General features: G+C 34.3%; 13 protein-coding genes, 1 tRNA gene and 1 pseudogene. 12 read left to right on the top strand and 3 right to left on the bottom strand.

Annotation, left to right across the window (positions count from 1 at the left end):
• The first annotated feature begins 142 nt into the window (after nucleotides 1-142).
• The 7 genes from OM966_RS00325 to dapA all read left to right on the top strand — a co-directional run bounded on the left by OM966_RS00325 (nucleotide 143) and on the right by dapA (nucleotide 6,751).
• Nucleotides 143-1,888 carry a type I secretion system permease/ATPase gene (locus OM966_RS00325; protein ID WP_264328397.1) on the top strand — a complete coding sequence of 582 codons (1,746 nt, stop codon included), beginning with the start codon at nucleotides 143-145 and terminating at the stop codon, nucleotides 1,886-1,888.
• 323 nt (nucleotides 1,889-2,211) lie between these two features.
• Complete coding sequence (locus tag OM966_RS00330; protein WP_264328398.1) at nucleotides 2,212-3,651, top strand: hypothetical protein; 1,440 nt, start codon at nucleotides 2,212-2,214, stop codon at nucleotides 3,649-3,651.
• Between the two features lie 4 nt (nucleotides 3,652-3,655).
• Entirely contained in the window at nucleotides 3,656-4,264 is a 609-nt protein-coding gene (locus OM966_RS00335) for a hypothetical protein (RefSeq protein ID WP_264328399.1), read from the top strand.
• Nucleotides 4,265-4,268: 4 nt separating this feature from the next.
• Complete coding sequence (locus OM966_RS00340) at nucleotides 4,269-5,084, top strand: hypothetical protein (RefSeq protein WP_253309204.1); 816 nt, start codon at nucleotides 4,269-4,271, stop codon at nucleotides 5,082-5,084.
• A 110-nt stretch (nucleotides 5,085-5,194) separates the two neighbouring features.
• Nucleotides 5,195-5,268 (top strand) — tRNA-Arg (locus OM966_RS00345).
• A gap of 67 nt (nucleotides 5,269-5,335) precedes the next feature.
• Entirely contained in the window at nucleotides 5,336-5,809 is a 474-nt protein-coding gene (gene ssb / locus OM966_RS00350) for a single-stranded DNA-binding protein (protein WP_096616007.1), read from the top strand.
• 9 nt (nucleotides 5,810-5,818) lie between these two features.
• Nucleotides 5,819-6,751, top strand: coding sequence for a 4-hydroxy-tetrahydrodipicolinate synthase (gene dapA, locus OM966_RS00355; RefSeq protein WP_264328400.1), 933 nt, complete (start codon nucleotides 5,819-5,821; stop codon nucleotides 6,749-6,751).
• Here the strand turns inward: dapA and OM966_RS00360 are convergent.
• The 3 genes and pseudogenes from OM966_RS00360 to OM966_RS00370 form a co-directional block, all read right to left on the bottom strand.
• Nucleotides 6,741-7,583 (bottom strand): hypothetical protein, encoded by an 843-nt coding sequence (locus tag OM966_RS00360; protein WP_264328401.1) that lies wholly within the window; start codon nucleotides 7,581-7,583, stop codon nucleotides 6,741-6,743. The two genes, dapA and OM966_RS00360, sit on opposite strands and share 11 nt — an antisense overlap.
• 184 nt (nucleotides 7,584-7,767) lie before the next feature.
• Nucleotides 7,768-8,660: pseudogene (locus OM966_RS00365) on the bottom strand (Rpn family recombination-promoting nuclease/putative transposase).
• A gap of 213 nt (nucleotides 8,661-8,873) precedes the next feature.
• Nucleotides 8,874-10,787: an ATP-dependent helicase gene (locus OM966_RS00370; protein ID WP_264328402.1), complete on the bottom strand. Its 1,914-nt coding sequence runs from the start codon at nucleotides 10,785-10,787 to the stop codon at nucleotides 8,874-8,876.
• 378 nt (nucleotides 10,788-11,165) lie between these two features.
• Here OM966_RS00370 and OM966_RS00375 point away from each other — a divergent pair, with 378 nt between their 5' ends.
• The 5 genes from OM966_RS00375 to OM966_RS00395 are packed head-to-tail and all read left to right on the top strand — an operon-like array spanning nucleotide 11,166 to nucleotide 16,735.
• Entirely contained in the window at nucleotides 11,166-11,753 is a 588-nt protein-coding gene (locus OM966_RS00375; RefSeq protein WP_264328572.1) for an NADH-quinone oxidoreductase subunit J, read from the top strand.
• Nucleotides 11,744-12,052, top strand: coding sequence for an NADH-quinone oxidoreductase subunit NuoK (gene nuoK / locus OM966_RS00380; protein ID WP_264328403.1), 309 nt, complete (start codon nucleotides 11,744-11,746; stop codon nucleotides 12,050-12,052). The genes OM966_RS00375 and nuoK overlap by 10 nt, the downstream gene beginning before the upstream one ends.
• Before the next feature lie 4 nt (nucleotides 12,053-12,056).
• Nucleotides 12,057-13,904 (top strand): NADH-quinone oxidoreductase subunit L, encoded by a 1,848-nt coding sequence (gene nuoL / locus OM966_RS00385; protein WP_264328404.1) that lies wholly within the window; start codon nucleotides 12,057-12,059, stop codon nucleotides 13,902-13,904.
• Nucleotides 13,905-13,907: 3 nt separating this feature from the next.
• Nucleotides 13,908-15,350 carry a complex I subunit 4 family protein gene (locus OM966_RS00390; protein ID WP_264328405.1) on the top strand — a complete coding sequence of 481 codons (1,443 nt, stop codon included), beginning with the start codon at nucleotides 13,908-13,910 and terminating at the stop codon, nucleotides 15,348-15,350.
• Nucleotides 15,347-16,735 (top strand): NADH-quinone oxidoreductase subunit N, encoded by a 1,389-nt coding sequence (locus OM966_RS00395; protein WP_264328406.1) that lies wholly within the window; start codon nucleotides 15,347-15,349, stop codon nucleotides 16,733-16,735. Before OM966_RS00390 ends, OM966_RS00395 begins: the two co-directional genes overlap by 4 nt.
• Nucleotides 16,736-16,753: the final 18 nt, after the last annotated feature.

Below are 16,753 nucleotides of genomic sequence, written 5' to 3' on the forward strand. Positions count from 1 at the left end.
AATATTAACTATACTTCTTTGTTGATATTTCCTATTCACATATATTAATATTTTACTCACTTAAAGCAGGCTAACTGCCGTTATTAATATTTTTGTAATAAAAATTGTATATGGTGCATGTAATCAAATTAAGAGGAAGATTGTGGAAATTACGCCATCAATAAAAAAAGAATTGAAGCAAAGTACTCTATATATTTGCCTAGAAAAATGCAAAAGTGCATTTTGGTTTATCTTTTGGTTTAGTGCGGGAATCAATTTATTAATGTTATTTCTACCACTTTATACCTCTCAAGTGCTTGATCGGGTGATATCAAGCGAAAGTGTGTCAACACTAACTATGCTGACAATTATCACTTTATCTGCATTTGCATGTTCTGCAATGCTTGAAACTTGTCGATATTTAGCCATGGCAAAAATAGGTGATTGGATCGATAAAACTGCAACACCAGATCTGATAGTAAGGTCAATCAGGCTAACGTCAGTGCAGAGCTCAACTTCAAGTGGTGAAGCAATACGAGATCTCGGGGTAATAAAAAATTTCATTACAGGAAATGGTATATTCTCACTGTTTGATACTCCATGGTCGTTAATTTACCTTGTTGTGATTTTCATGATACACACCTCCACGGGGTTTATAGCTATTGCTGGAATCATTATATTAGTCTCTATGGCAATATGGAATGAACTTGCCACTAAACGAATATTACAAGAAACCAACGAAGAAACTATACGGAATATCAGTGCTATAGATGTTGCAACAAGAAATGCAGAAGTAGTTGAAGCTATGGGCATGTCAGAATTCATAGTCTCTGATTGGTGTAAACGAAATGATCAGAATCGAGCAATGCAAATTAAAGCACAAAATCGCTCTAATGTAATTACTGGAATCACTAAGTTTTTGCGCTCAACTCTGCAAATATCAGTAATTGGAACAGGTGCATTACTTGCAATTACAGCTCATAAAACTGCTGGTAGCATCATTGCTGCTTCAATTTTAATGGGTAGAGTATTAGCACCATTTGACGCTGCGGTTCATACTTGGAAGTTTTTAAATCAGGCTAGAATGTCATATGGAAGGCTACAAAGACTTATATTAACATCGCCGAAAAGAGAGCAAACTATGGCTCTACCAGAACCTGAAGGAAAATTGGAATTTGATAGAGTATTTTTTACTCCTTATGGAAGCAATAAGCCAACAGTAAAAGGAATATCATTTATTATAGAACCAGGGGACGTAGTAGGTGTGATTGGTGCAAGTGCTTCTGGTAAATCCACTATCGCAAAATTAACTGTTGGTGTATGGAAGCCAATATCTGGTGTAGTCAGACTAGATGGCGCTGATGTATATACTTGGAATCGAGAAAATTTTGGTAATTATGTTGGCTACTTACCTCAAGATATTGAGTTATTTAACACTAGTGTCAAAGCTAATATTGCTCGCATGAGACCAGATCCAAATCCTGAAGAAACAATCAAAGCAGCAAAAATTGCAGGAATACATGAACTAATACTAAGCTTACCAAATGGATATGATACAACAATAGGAGGTCCTGGAGGAGTAACGCTCTCTGGCGGCCAAAAACAGCTTCTTGGACTTGCCAGAGCTTTTTATGGTCACACAAAACTTTTAGTACTTGATGAACCAAACGCTAACTTAGATAGCAATGGAGAGGCATGCTTAATTAATGCAATTGGCATTGCAAGAAAGCAAAATACTACTACTGTTATCATCACTCACAAGCTACCGTTATTGTCCGTAGTTGATAAGGTGATCCTCATGTCAGATGGTGTCATTTACGCTATGGGACCAAAAGATGAGATTTTGAGCAAATTAGTTGCTCCATCATCAAATACCACAGAAGATGAGCGCTCTTCAGCAAATGGTTAGTTTACTTACACTAAATTCTGTATCTGAAATAACAACTGTTCCAGTATTACTAGAAATGTTTACCATTAGAAATAATATTACAAGAATAGTAAATAGATTAATAACTCCTATTAATTAAAGTTAATCGGCAGATAGTGTATATTTCTAATTAATGAGTTTTCTTAATTTATTAATTAAATAGCTTAATATTAGTATTGATTTTATAAAAAAATTATAATATAAATAATGTTGCTGCGAAAATTTATAACAATATTTCCCTCTAATGTTTAATGAATTTCAATAAATTGCCTTTTTAATTCTAGATAAGTATATGCTTTGTTAATATGTTTAGTTCAAAATCCAAAAGTAAGTTTATGCTTTCTATTGGAGAAGAAGGCATAATATTACTATATTTTAAAAATAATACTTTAAATAAAAGGTATTTTGTTAAGGGCAAAAACGATAAAGCAGTTTCCGATTTAATTTCATGTCTTTCGTCAGATAAAAAAGCACCTTTATACCTAGTGCTTAATCATGCAGATCAAAATTACTCGCTACAGTTTATTACAAGGGCAAACAAGATTAGTGCCTATCTATCAGCAAAAACAAAGATGGAGCATTTTTCTCGTAATAATGACATAAGTTCAGTTTTTTTGGTTGAGAAGCCAAACAAATTCAATCAAAACTGGTGCTATCTTCTTGTTTCATCAAAAGCAAAGCATTTAGTAGAATATTGGTTGAATGTGTTTATTGAGATAGGCTCCAACTTTAAGGGAATATTAATGTTTCCTATAGAAATAAGTAATATAACAAAAAAGATTCTACATAAAGATCCTAATAATTGGAAAATTATAGTTGCTGCAACTAAAACGGGAGGCTATAGACAAGTGGTTCTTAAAGAGAATAAAATGGTATTTACGCGTTTAGTACCATTTACTAATGATAATTTACCAGGAATTATTGCTGGTGGAATATATCAGGAAGTGCAAGATACTATTCGATCCTTAACTAAGTTTGGGTTTGAAAAAAATAACCCTATCGACCTTTGCATCATAGTGTCAGAAGATATTAAAGCTAGTTTATCAGTTATAAATTTTTCAGAGAACAGTGTGAACATATTAACTTCATATGAGTTAGGCAAACTATTAGGAGCAGAACTAGCTATAAGTGAAAAAGATAACTTTTGCGATACCATAATTTTGTTTCACAGCTTTAAGAATAAATTAGCAGCTATTTTTAATACAAAGGAAACTAAAGAATTTTATCTATTCAATTATCTTTATTTAAACTCTCCTCAAATTTTTCTATACTTCGCTTTGGTTTTAGTTGTAATTAACGCCCTTTGTTTGCTAAATTTATATTCAAACTTCAGTGTCGCTGATAATTTATCCGCAAAGCAGAGCACCTTAAATAACCAATTAACAAAACTTAGCCAAAGCTATAATGTAAAAAAAATAGATGAAATTTATGATTTTATTAATATCAATAATATTTTATCAAAAATAGAATACTCTCCTCTTACACAAGTTAAGTATGTAGAAAAGTTAAAAGTACCAGGTATAGAGCTTCGATCATTTGAATGGAATTATAATGAGGCAAAAAGTTATATTACCACAACTTTAAGGTTTAATTTTCGATCCGGTAAAAATATTTCCTATCAATACGAGAAACTACGAAAAAATTTAAACGATAATTTTCGTACCTATGACATTAATATTTCTAACTTACCTGCTGCTAAAGGGCAAAATCTATCTATTGATGTTGAAATAGGAGAGGCAATGTAGATTAATGACTATCTCTCAATTAAAAAGAAAAGCTACAATTCAGTTTATATCGTATTTGTTATTATCTGTTGGATTAATAGGGTTATTAACATATGTTGTTATCTATAACGAAAAGGTTTATAATAAAAATCAAATTGCGATTGATAAAATACGTTCTATGAATTTACAGATTACTGGAATTCAAAAAAAGGAAGTTGTTCTAAATAAAAACCTAGATTTATGGAAAAAAATTTCTTCTTCAAATTTACACAGTAGCAGATACATTGCAAATTTAAATTTCGAGCTTAGCAGGTTATATAAAAAGTACTATATATTAGAACCTGAAATATCAATTTCTATACCCGAAGAAGTTGAGCTCCACAACAAAAGTGAACGCACAAAAGTAATAAAAAGTGAAGTGGTCCTAAATTTAAGTTCAATCAGCGATAAGCATATTTTTTTATTTCTACAGTCTATTCCAAATCTGCCCGGTTATGTTATGATCAAATCTCTTATTTTAAACAAGCAGAGAAATATTGATGCTGCAGCTATGAATCAAATTTTGAATGGTAATATGATAGAGATAGTGAGAGTTAATATAGTCTTTGATTGGTGTACTATATTAAGTAGATAAGGTGATGAACATAAAGCTGTTTTTTATTTTTACGCTACTCATTTCCAATGTTAATGCATATTGCAGTTGTGAAGATATCATAGAAAGCATAGAAATTTGTAAGGAGTATTCTTGCCGACAATATATTGGCAATGAAGATTTTATTGAGCATAAAATATTAGGATTAAATAGTGGAAATTTATGCGTATATATAGAAAAACAAGGTGATGATGAAATGGTTTGTCATCATTCTCAGTATGGAATGATGATAGAAAAAAGATATTTTGAAAGTATTCTTAAAGTTGGCAATCAAGAAATCGATGATTTTATTGATATAGCAAATTTGCGTGCAAAAGAGTGTTTCTTTATTAACAATCAGAAACTAAGCTATACAGATCGGGACGATATAATAAGAGAAGCAGTGGAAAGTGACTTTGACGTTTTGTCACAATATAGTAACGTAAAAAGCATTTTTTTTGATGAGGAGCCAGTTAATAGAATGGTCAATGAAATGGAAAAGTTCAATTTACGGTCTTCAAGAGCTGCAAAAGAGGAGGTATCAGATAATTTCAACTGTAAGGTAGTGAGTTTAGACTCAATTTTATATCTTTCTTCCGATACATGGAAAATATGGGTAAATGGAAAGCTGTTTATAAATACTAAGGACTTAAAGGTGCACTCAGTCACTGAAAATTGTGTGACTTTTGTATGGGCCGTAGATCAAAAAGCAATAAAAAAGCATGCGAATGATTCTCAAAATGTATATCTTGGACATGGGAGTGTTATGTTTACGCTTTATCCAAAACAAAAATTTGACTTGGATAGCTTATCTATTAAATAATTTAGTATATAGCCAAAGTGACTTAGGTTTACCGACAATTTGAAAAACCGTCACCCCACTGCTTGTTAGCGGGATCTCAACATAGATACCGCGGGTGGGTAGCTATATATGCGCTTGTAGCTCAGTTGGATAGAGCGTTGCCCTCCGGAGGCAAAGGCCGTGGGTTCGAATCCCTCCAAGCGCACTTTTAATTAAATTTGACAATAGTACTTTTACATAAGATAATAAAGGGATTTATTTAGAGCATAATTATGTCTGGTGGTACCATAAACAAAGTCATATTAGTTGGTAATTTAGGAAAAGATCCTGAAATTAGGACTACACAAAATGGAAAAGAGATGGCAAGTTTTTCAATAGCCACGTCTGAAAGTTGGACTGACAAACTTTCCGGTATGCGCTCTGAAAAGACAGAATGGCATAATATTGTAATTTTTAGTGAAGGATTAGTAAAAATCGTCAAAGATTTTGCACGCAAAGGCAGTAAAGTTTATGTTGAAGGTTCTTTGAGAACCAGAAAATGGACTGACCAAAACGGTAGTGAAAGATACACAACAGAGGTGGTTCTATATAATTTTAATAGCGCTCTTACTCTCTTGGATTCGCGACCAAATTCCGATTACAAGCCAAGTGAATACAAGCAAAATGAAACAGAACAAAAAAATAAGCACGAAAGTTTTGACAACGATATAAAAGATGAACTAATCGACGATGAAATACCATTTTAACAATTTAAATTGAAATTTACATTTTTATGGACTGCTTGTGTTACTCCTTTTAATTGCAATGGGGATGACATAGATTACCGCAGTTTGCAGCGTTTACTTACAATACAAGCTGAAGCTGAAAATGGCGTAGTGTTACTGGGTAGCACAGGTGAAGGCCTATCGCTTACTGATTCTGAAAAGCGTACATTAGTTGAATTTGTATGTAAGCTAAAATTAAATACGAAAATTATAATTGGTGTACCAGGAGTGAATCTATATCAAACTCTTGAATGGCTTGATTTTTGCAAGGGTATGCCTATTCATGGCTATCTAATGACAACTCCCATTTATGCAAAGCCCGGAATTATGGGGCAGACTTTATGGTTTGAAAAGCTGCTTGAGAAAGCACATGTGCCGGCTATGTTTTACAATATTCCATCGAGAGCAGGAGTGAGTCTTCACGCTGAAACTGTACGCAACTTATCCAGCCACGAAAAATTTTGGGCTATCAAAGATTCAAGTGGCACCGTTGATACTTTAGCTCAGTATAAGAAAGTTGCTCCAAATATTGAGGTCTTTTGCGGAGATGATAATATGATATCCGATATGGCCGCTTATGGTGCGGCTGGTCTGGTTTCCGTTGCTTCCAATGTTTGGCCACATGTAGCACATGAATATGTTAAGCAATGCCTACTGTCATTCCAGCACGTAACTAGAAAAAAAACAACTCATCAAATGACAGGAAATGACATGAAAAGTTCAACAGATATCTGGCAACAAGCTTGCAAAGCTCTATTTATTGCCAGCAACCCAATACCCACTAAAGCACTTTTGCATGATATTGGTCTTATAGAACATCAAACTGTCCGCCTACCACTCAGCACAGAAGACTTGCCTTCTGTTGAGATATTAAGGCAAGCCAATAAAATGATTCTTGGATGGAAAGAACTGACTAATGACTAGGGCTAGGAACACAACCTGCACTAGCACCATTAACTTTCACACCGCTGTCAACCGAGCTATCTGGTTGTTCTCTGCTTTCAGTTTCTATTATCAAATTGCTTATTCTTTCAAAGTGATCCTCTAATTCTTTTACAAACGGGTCTTCTTCTAAAGGGCGAAGATACTCCTTTTCACCCTGTTCCTTATCTATAGGCTTTTTGCGGGTGGCGTATGTTGAACACTTTCTTTCAGTACTTGGTTTTCCCTTACATTCTCTTTCTTTTTGGTAATCTATAGGATTATGACCATTTGCATCATCAACTCTCATGCCGTGGCCGACCATAACTGGCGGTGGAGAAGAAGGGCATTTAGTTTTGCTATCAGGACCAGGATGGTTACCTGGTGGTATTGGTGGAGAAGAAGAGCGTTCAGTTATTTTACTCACAAGTTGCATAACAATTGCATTTGCTATTAGAGTCAAAATAGTTATAGCTATAGGTGATGTGACACCAAGAGCAACTAAGCCTGCTCCAACTCCAAAAGAAACAACAGCCCCTGCTATAAGAGGTAAAACACACTTACTCAATTTATCAAACAATTCAGCTTTTTCATTTATCTTTTTTTGGTCATATATATTACCATATATTTTATCGAGAGAGCTTCTATGAATGCCAACAAGCGTACACGCAACTAGCGGGAGCATAGAGCCAATCATCCCCCCTGCGATCAAAGGCGGTAAACTAGGACAATATTTAAGAGCTGTGATACTAGCTATAAGCCCTACAGACCCTATGGCTATTGCTGCATATGATGCAAACTTTTTTAGGTTTACCGACGATTTGAAAAACGACAAATTCGTCATTCCGCTACTAGTTAGTGGAATCTATGCCGAGATACCGCGAATGAATCGCGGTATGACGTGTTGCTTGGATCAGCTATAGGACCTGTACCAGCACCATGACCTTACCCAGAAAAAATGGAGAGAAAGAAAGGAGTTTTTTTGTGGTAATGACCCTACCCAATCAATCCGTAACCGTTCACAGATTTCCACTTAATTCTTCAATCTCACTAATAGAAAGGCCAGTAAACTTGACAATAGTGTTGACATCAACATTATTAGCCAGCATTGCTTTTGCGACTTCAATTTTCCCTTCAATTTTTCCTTTCTCTATACCTTTTTGTATACCTTTCTCTTCAGCAAGATCAAGTCTGTATTCAAGAATGGCTTCTTCTTTCCGTAGATCCATTATTCTTTCTTCGTAAGCTACTAAATCTTTTTCATTCCAACGAAACTTGTCTAATTCATCATATGCTAGCTTTATTATTGGCGCTTTTTCTGCTATCTCTTTTAAGTCCTCTTCTGTTGTTTCTTCTGCGTATTTAAAAAAGAAACACCACCTTTCTACTATACTTTCTAACTGCTCTACTTTACTTTTTGAAAATTTGGGCAATTCTATAAAGATAAATTGAAAATCTTTTAAGTAATGGCCGTTAGTTTTTATATCAAGTATATTGTGAGTAGAAATATAATCAACTTCTTCAGGAAGTAAGTTACAATTTGATATAGCAATAAAGAAGACTTTCTTTAAATCAATGTAGTTGCCAGATTTATCTAATTGTCTTGAGTAGGCTTTAGCGGCATATAATTGAGCGCGTTTTTCGAAGCCCTTGTCTCTAGCGAGCTGCATTTCTGCTATATATCTATTTCCGTGAGAATCCTTGCAGAGAACATCAACAATACTTTGTTTATCAGAGGCAACTTCGGGATCCATAATAGTGCTAAGAAACTCAACTTCTTGTATTGCATTTATCTCAGTAAACCCTAAAATATCGTTCAAAAAGTGGATCAGGATATTCTTATTTTTTCCGTTCCAAAGATTTTTTTGAAACACAAATCATTGCGAGGATCGAGAAATTTTGAAAGAGCCATGGCAAAAATGCTTGAAAATATTAATAATTATACACTGTTATTAACAATTATTCAACCATATTTTTGAAGATAGCTAGTTTCTGTATTTATTTTAAATTGAAGAAAGCTCAAATGAAAGATCGTGTTTTGCTAAAAATCACAGAATGCAGTCTGGTTACACATATAGTTGAAGTAATTCAGATTTGTAAGATATGTTTATCTGCAGTTATAGCTTCAACAGTAGGCGTTACTCTTGATTACCTCAACATTTTCTCTTGGCAATTCTTTAATGAACCGAGAAGTGCGCATCGGTTGCCACTGGTTGTTAATTTCCCTCCTATCTGCACATGAAATGATTAACCTTTCCTTTGCCCTGGTTATGCCAACATATGCAAGTCTCCTTTCTTCTTCTAAAGCTTTACCACTTTTATCTTCAAAAGATCTTTGATGAGGAAATAATCCCTCTTCCCAACCAGGTAGAAACACGCACGGGAATTCAAGTCCTTTGGCTGCATGAAGAGTCATAACATATACGGTGTCATCGTTATTCATATTATCCACTTCCATCACCAGACTTATATGCTCCAAGAAAGTTGTGGCATTATCGAAATTTTTTAAAGATGAGATGAGCTCCTTGACATTTTCTATTCGTGCTAAGCCTTTTACCTCCTCATTTTCAAGCATTTCAATATACCCTGATTGGTTTGCTACGATTTTAACGAATTCATGCAGTGGTTTTACGCTTACTATTTCTTTCCAAGCTTTAATTTTATTTAAAAAATCATTTAGTGAGAGTTTAATTCTTTCGGTTACTTGATTACTATTAACTAATATTTTTGCTGCCTCAAAAAAAGAAATTTTGTTATCCTGAGCAGTCGTGTATATTTTCTTTAGAGTTGTAGCTCCTATGCTTCTTTTTGGCCGATTTACGATCCTTTCGAAAGCTAAGTCATCGTTATTGTTTGTAACGAGTCTTAAATATGCAATTATATCCCTGACTTCCTGACGTTCGTAGAATTTTACGCCACTTATAATCTTGTAGGGAATTGAATATTTTATAAAATACTCTTCGAGAACTCTAGTTTGAAAAGTGGCCCTTACCAGCACTGCAATGTCACTAAATCTGTATTTATTGAGCTTTAATATCTGTTCGCTTATGAACCTTGCTTCAGCTTTTCCGTCCCATAATTTTATTAGATTTACCTTTTCCCCTTCAACGTTTGTTGTCCACAATTTTTTTTCTAAGCGAGTCTTATTGTGATTGATAACATATGACGCAGCTGCAAGTATGTGGGATGTTGACCTGTAGTTACACTCTAGTTTAACGGTTCTTGCATTTTTAAAATCATCGGAGAACTTCAAAATATTTTCAACTTCTGCACCACGCCAACTATATATCGACTGGTCATCATCTCCTACACAGCAAATATTTGAATGCTCTTTTGCAAGGTATTTTAGCCAAAGATATTGTATTGCATTTGTATCTTGATACTCATCTACCATGACATACTTAAACTTGTTTTGGTAGTAGGACAGAACTTCGGTCTTTTGATTAAAGAGTTGTATGTTATATAGCAATAAGTCACCAAAATCGACAGAGTTAAGGAATTTTAACCTTTCCTGATACTGGTGATAGACTTTGAGTGCAGTTACGTACACTGGCCTAAATGATTGAATATCTTCCACTTCAGATGGCAATAAGCACTTCTCTTTCCATTGCTGAATAATATTCATAATGGTCTTACATTTTTCTGATAGGTAATCAGGGCTGATTTCATTCATGATGTTTTTTATTACCTGTAATTGGTCATCCACACCAATAATTGTAAAATTGGAATTTAGCCCCACGACTTCAGCATGATGACGTAGAATTTTTGCTGCAATTGCATGGAAAGTGCCAAGCCATGGTATGTTTGTGCCTGTTAGCTCAAGTACCCTTGATACCATCTCATTTGCTGCTTTGTTTGTGAATGTCACTGCTAATATCTCATCAGAGTAAGCGTGATCGTTCCTAATTATGTGCGCTATTCTTGAAGTGATCGTTCTTGTTTTTCCGGTTCCGGCTCCTGCCAATATTAAAACCGGTCCATCTATGTTAGTTACAGCTAATTGTTGTTCTGGATTTAGCAGTGAGAGATAATCGTTCATTTGCAGCTCTATAGATTATAACTTCTTAAAGTTAAACCTATGATCGAAATATTGTAAAGGTTTTATTGAATAGAACAGTTAAAGAATGCTTCACTCAAGTACTTTAAACGTAGGTTTTACATCTATTTTGTTTTAGTAGTTTCAGGTGTATGCTGAGTAACAACAACTTGATTTGAGGTGTTGGCACCAGAACTTCTGCTTGTTGGGTGGATAGGTAGAGTTTGGAATGGCTTATATGTACGCCTTTATTTCTATTTCTTCAGCTTTATAATAATTTAAAATGGCTTTGTAGTACAGTGTTTTAAATGTTTAATATAATATTGACTTTACAACGATAGTCATTTTAAATTGGTAATTGTTGTTGCAGTTAAAGTATCGATGCCTTTTTTCTTTTATTTTTTCGCAATTCTTAGCATTTTATCTGCTGTTTGTGTAATTAGTGTAAGAAATCCTGTGCATGCAGTATTATTTTTAATTTTCACCTTCGTTAATTCTGCAGTGCTTTTTATTCTCCTTGGAGCTGGATTCATTGCTATGATGGTGCTGATAGTATATATCGGTGCGGTTGCAGTGTTATTCCTCTTTGTAGTTATGATGCTCGATATTGACTACATAAGGTTGCGCCAGGGTTTTGCAAAGCATTTCACTCTTGGTGCTATGTTGTGTGTTGTGTTTTTTCTGATTATCAGCTTTGTAATCCGCAGCTCAGCACCAAATATAAGCAATGTTATAAACTATAATACCAATAACGTGAAAGCTATCGGTAATTTGCTCTATACTGACTACATGTACGCTTTTCATCTTTCTGGTATTCTGCTGCTTGTTGCAATTGTCGGTGCAATTGCTCTTACTTTGCAGGACAAGAAAAAAGGAGTTAAAAAACAGAATGTATTAAAGCAATTGACACAATCTTCATCTGTAAAATTGATTAAGGCTAAATTTGGAAAAGGAGTAGAATGGAAATAGGATTAAATCATTTTCTGATGGTTGTTGCTATTTTGTTTACTATTGGAGTATGCGGTATTTTCATCAACCGTAAAAGCATAATCAACATACTGTTGTCAATAGAAATATTATTGCTAGCGATTAACATCAATTTAGTTGCTTTTTCTGCCTTTATGAATGATATAGTTGGGCAAATTTTTGTGATGTTTGTGTTGACTGTTGCGGCAGCAGAGTCAGGAGTTGGGCTTGCAATATTGGTTGTATATTATAGAAGTCGTGGCAATATAGATGTTGAACAAGCGAACTTAATGAAAGAATGAAAGTATGATGGATATACTGAAATTAATAGTATTTTTGCCACTCTTTGGTTCGCTATTTGCATCACTTTTTAGAAAAAGTCAGTTAGTTACAACGGCAGGGATTGGAATATCTGCAGTTTTATCTTGGTATGTTTTTCTCACCTTCTCTGAAAATTATCACTTGAGTTTATTTCCTCTATTTTCATTAAGTGTATTAAAAGTAAATTGGGCAATTAGTGTGGATGCTCTCTCATCCTTAATGCTTATTGTTATTACCACCGTTTCACTAGTAGTCCACCTCTATTCTATCGGTTATATGGAGCATGACAAAGGGAAGTCGAGGTTTTTTTCTTACCTATCGCTATTTACGTTTTGCATGATTGTGCTGGTTGTAAGCGATAATTTCGTGCAGCTTTTTTTTGGCTGGGAAGGGGTTGGCCTATGTTCTTATTTACTCATAGGATTTTGGTTCCAAAAATATTCTGCAAATAATGCAGCAATTAAAGCATTTGTTGTGAATAGGGTAGGAGACTTTGCACTATTGATTGGGATCTTTCTCATTTATTATACATTTCACTCTTTGAAATTTACTGAAGTTTTTGACACAGCTGATCTTCTTGGCGCACAGAACATTAGGGCATTCTGCTGTGAATTTAAAATAATTCATATAATATGCATATTACTTTTTATTGGCTGTATGGGTAAATCTGCACAGCTTGGTTTACATGTTTGGTTGCCAGATGCAATGGAAGGGCCAACCCCTGTTTCTGCACTCATTCACGCAGCAACGATGGTAACAGCAGGTATATTTTTAGTAGCAAAATGTTCTCCATTGTTTGAGCTATCAAATGTGGCACGAGAATTAATAGTTATTGTTGGGGCACTTACTGCTTTTTTTGCAGCTACAGTTGCGATTACTCAGAACGATATAAAAAAAATAATTGCTTATTCAACCTGCAGCCAACTTGGTTATATGTTCATGGCATGTGGGCTTTCTGCTTACAATGTTGCTATTTTTCATTTAATGACACACGCTTTTTTTAAAGCTCTACTATTTCTTGGTGCTGGCAATGTAATTCATGCAATGCATCATGAGCAAAACATTCAGAAAATGGGAAATTGCTGGAAGAAAATCCCTTGCACTTACGCTCTCATGTGGATTGGGTCTCTTGCGCTTTCTGGAATATTTCCATTTGCAGGTTTTTACTCAAAGGATTTGATAATTGAACATGCTTACAGCACGGATAGCTTTGCTTTTGTAATAAGCTTAGTTGTTGCATTCTTCACAGCGTTTTACTCTTGGAGGTTATTGCTTCTTGTGTTCCATAGCCAAAAACAAAGTAAAATTAATATACATGAAGCACCGAAGATTATGCTTATACCATTACTGATACTTGCTTTTGGATCGGTATTTTCTGGAGTATGGGGAGCAAATATTTTGAACATAACTAGTAATGCGTTTTGGAAATCAAGTTTAATGGTGATTGATGAGCATGGAGTTCATAATTTCTTTATAAAATTACTACCAACCTTGGCAAGCCTAAGTGGAATAGCACTTGCGTACCTAATTTACCAATATCAAGTAATTAGGCAAATTAAGAGTAAATTTTTACTTAAGTTTTTGCAGAATAAATGGTACTTTGATGAGGTGTATGAGTTTGTTATAATTGCACCGATAAGGTTTATATCTAGGCTTCTATGGAAGTTTGATGTTAAGGCTATTGATTCATTTGGACCAAATGGTGTTGTAAGGTTGGTTAATGAATGTTCAAAAAGTTCTATAAAGTTACAAACTGGTTATATATTTGATTATGCATTTATTATGTTTGTTACTTTAATAATCGGTGCTTTATATATTATTGGAATTAAATAGAAGGTGTTGTTACTTAGTATATTCTTGCTTCCACTGATAGGAGCGTTGATTTTATCCTTGATCAGGACTAATCATCAATCTATACACCTAAGATTCCTTGCCCTATTTTTTGCTGTACTTCCATTCTTGCTTAGCATTGTAGCTTGTATAGAATTTGATTATAACAATGCGGACTTTCAGTTTGTCAGCTATCCAGCAAGAGATATTGGAATAGGGGTGGATGGAATATCGTTGCTTTTCCTTCTACTTACGACCTTCTTGTTTGTTATTTGTATGCTCTATAATTGCAAAATGAGTTATACGACCTTCAAGCCATATATGGCATTATTTCTACTGCTTGAGAGTTTTGTAGTCGGTTTTTTCGTTTCACTGAATGCTATAAGCTTTTATGTGTTTTTTGAAGCTGTCTTAATACCAATGTTCTTTATTATTGGCATTTGGGGAGGGAAGCAAAGGATATATGCAACGTTTAAGTTATTTCTTTATACATTAACTGGCTCGTTATTATTTCTACTTGGGTTGGTATACATCTATAGTGTTTTTGGAACGTTTAGTATACAAAAATTAGCTACATTAGTGCCAAGCCTTGATCTTGAAGTGCAGTCATTGCTGTGGATTGCATTTTTTATTTCTTTTGCAATAAAAGTACCTATGTTTCCATTTCACACTTGGCTTCCTGATGCGCATGTGCAATCACCAACTTCTGGATCTGTGATTTTAGCTGGCTTGCTTATTAAAATGGGGGGATATGGATTTTTAAGGTTTTCTATTCCAATGCTTCCTCAGGCAAGTTTGTATTTTTCAAATTTCGTTGTTGTGCTGAGCATTATTGCGGTGTTATATGCTTCTCTAGTTGCGTTTGCTCAAGATGATATAAAGAAGTTAATAGCTTATTCTTCAATAGCACATATGGGGATCGTTACCGCTGGCCTCTTTTCATTTTGTGAGGAAGGAGTACTGGGTAGCATATTTCAAATGATTAGTCATGGCCTTATTTCTGCTGCTTTATTTTTGTGTGTTGGAATGCTATATACTCGAACTGGAACTTTGGAGATTGCAAAGTACTTTGGCATAGTAAACACAATGCCAAAATTTGGTTTTATGTTCATTTTATTTTCAATGGCTTCAATAGGGCTACCTGGAACATCTGGATTCATAGGCGAGTTTTTGGCTATGGTTGGAATGTTTAAGAGCATAGGGTTTTTTACAGGATTTATCGCACTTGGCACTATTTTAAGCGCAGTTTATATGCTGAATTTATGTAAGCAAATAATATGGGGGGTTAGCTATTCTAAATTATTAAATAATCGCTTGGATAGCATAGAATTTTCTGTCTTAATTCTGCTTGCAGTGTTTGTTATTTTGCTTGGATTCTACCCAACCCTTGCACTGAATTATTTGAAGCCATGTATGGCAAATTTGTTAGTCAAATATAATGCGCTATGAATTATATACAGATATTGCCGGAAACGTTCTCTATTATCTCCTCGTTAGTGTTGCTACTGCTTGGAATTATATTTAACCGCCGAACTATCAACTTATTAGCACTTGGCTGCACAGTGGTAACTTTGATTATTTTAATTATTTCGGCAGAAAACAATGAAATTTTTCTCTTTAATTCGTTGTTAAAACTCAATTTATACATCAGGTCAGCCCAAGGGTTAATTCTCAGCACAGGAATTTTAATACTTTTGATGCTGAATTTATCAAAATATGACTATAAATATGAATTTTCAATACTGATTCTTTTTGCGCTATTTGGCATGATAACTTTGGTTTCAGCAAATAGTCTAATTTCTTTTTATTTAGCTTTTGAGTTGATGAGTATATCTTTGTATGTTCTTGCGAGCTTTAATAAAGATTCAGCTTATTCATGTGAAGCAGGAGTGAAATATTTTACACTTAGTGCACTATCTTCCTGCATTATGCTATATGGAATGTCGCTGCTTTATGGATATACAGGACAAGTCAATTTCTCTGAGCTCTGTTCATTCTTGCAAAACCATCAGATAACTTATGGAATAGTTTTTGGGTTAGTTTTTATCCTTATTGGTTTGTGTTTCAAGCTTGCTATTGCTCCTTTTCATATGTGGGCTCCAGATGTCTATCAAGGTGCACCTACCATAGTAACTGCGTTTTTTTCTACGGCCCCAAAAGCTGCACTTGTAACATTTTTAATTCGATTGATGAATGAAGAGTTAGTAAATGTAAAAAGTTATGTTCAGCCTATTTTCTTATACGTTTCAGCATTGTCTGTGCTTATCTCAGCTTTTGGGGCCTTGCGTCAGCAAAACTTAAAAAGGCTGCTTGCTTACAGTTCAATTGGTCACATTGGTTTTATATTTGCTTCACTTTCTATTTTTACACAAGCAGGAACAGATAGTGCCTTAATGTATCTGGTGATATATATCATCACAAGCATAGGGCTATTCTCATATCTCGTACAAATTGACGATGACGATTGTGATATTGCAAATTTATCTGGTATAGGAAAAAAGCAACCAATTTTAGCATTCCATCTTTCTATACTATTACTCTCGATGTCGGGAATACCTCCACTTGCAGGTTTTATCGCTAAATTTTTTATATTCAAAAGTTTAATAAATTCTGGCTTTATCAGCCTGTCTTTGATCCTTGTAATAGCGAGTGTGATATCATGCTACTATTATTTAAATATCATGAAAGTTATGTATTTTGATAAAGCTAGTGGTAATAAGGTTGCTTATTCTAAGGGTCTATTCATTATCACTTCAGTGGCTTCACTTATCAACCTCGTTCTTTTCTTATATGCAGAAGATCTTTACTCATTGATTAGTTCATTGACAAATTAACAATTTAGTGTTTATAAT

It is taken from the genome of Wolbachia endosymbiont (group A) of Andrena hattorfiana (genome assembly GCF_947179565.1).
GTDB lineage: Bacteria > Pseudomonadota > Alphaproteobacteria > Rickettsiales > Anaplasmataceae > Wolbachia.

Excerpts from the sequence above, each read along its gene's own strand:
- OM966_RS00330 (WP_264328398.1), top strand. The coding sequence starts at position 2,212 with ATGTTTAGTTCAAAATCCAAAAGTAAGTTTATGCTTTCTATTGGAGAA.
- OM966_RS00335 (WP_264328399.1), top strand. The coding sequence starts at position 3,656 with ATGACTATCTCTCAATTAAAAAGAAAAGCTACAATTCAGTTTATATCG.
- OM966_RS00340 (WP_253309204.1), top strand. The coding sequence starts at position 4,269 with ATGAACATAAAGCTGTTTTTTATTTTTACGCTACTCATTTCCAATGTT.
- ssb (WP_096616007.1), top strand. The coding sequence starts at position 5,336 with ATGTCTGGTGGTACCATAAACAAAGTCATATTAGTTGGTAATTTAGGA.
- OM966_RS00370 (WP_264328402.1), bottom strand. The coding sequence starts at position 10,787 with ATGAACGATTATCTCTCACTGCTAAATCCAGAACAACAATTAGCTGTA.
- OM966_RS00375 (WP_264328572.1), top strand. The coding sequence starts at position 11,166 with ATGCCTTTTTTCTTTTATTTTTTCGCAATTCTTAGCATTTTATCTGCT.
- nuoK (WP_264328403.1), top strand. The coding sequence starts at position 11,744 with ATGGAAATAGGATTAAATCATTTTCTGATGGTTGTTGCTATTTTGTTT.
- nuoL (WP_264328404.1), top strand. The coding sequence starts at position 12,057 with ATGATGGATATACTGAAATTAATAGTATTTTTGCCACTCTTTGGTTCG.
- OM966_RS00395 (WP_264328406.1), top strand. The coding sequence starts at position 15,347 with ATGAATTATATACAGATATTGCCGGAAACGTTCTCTATTATCTCCTCG.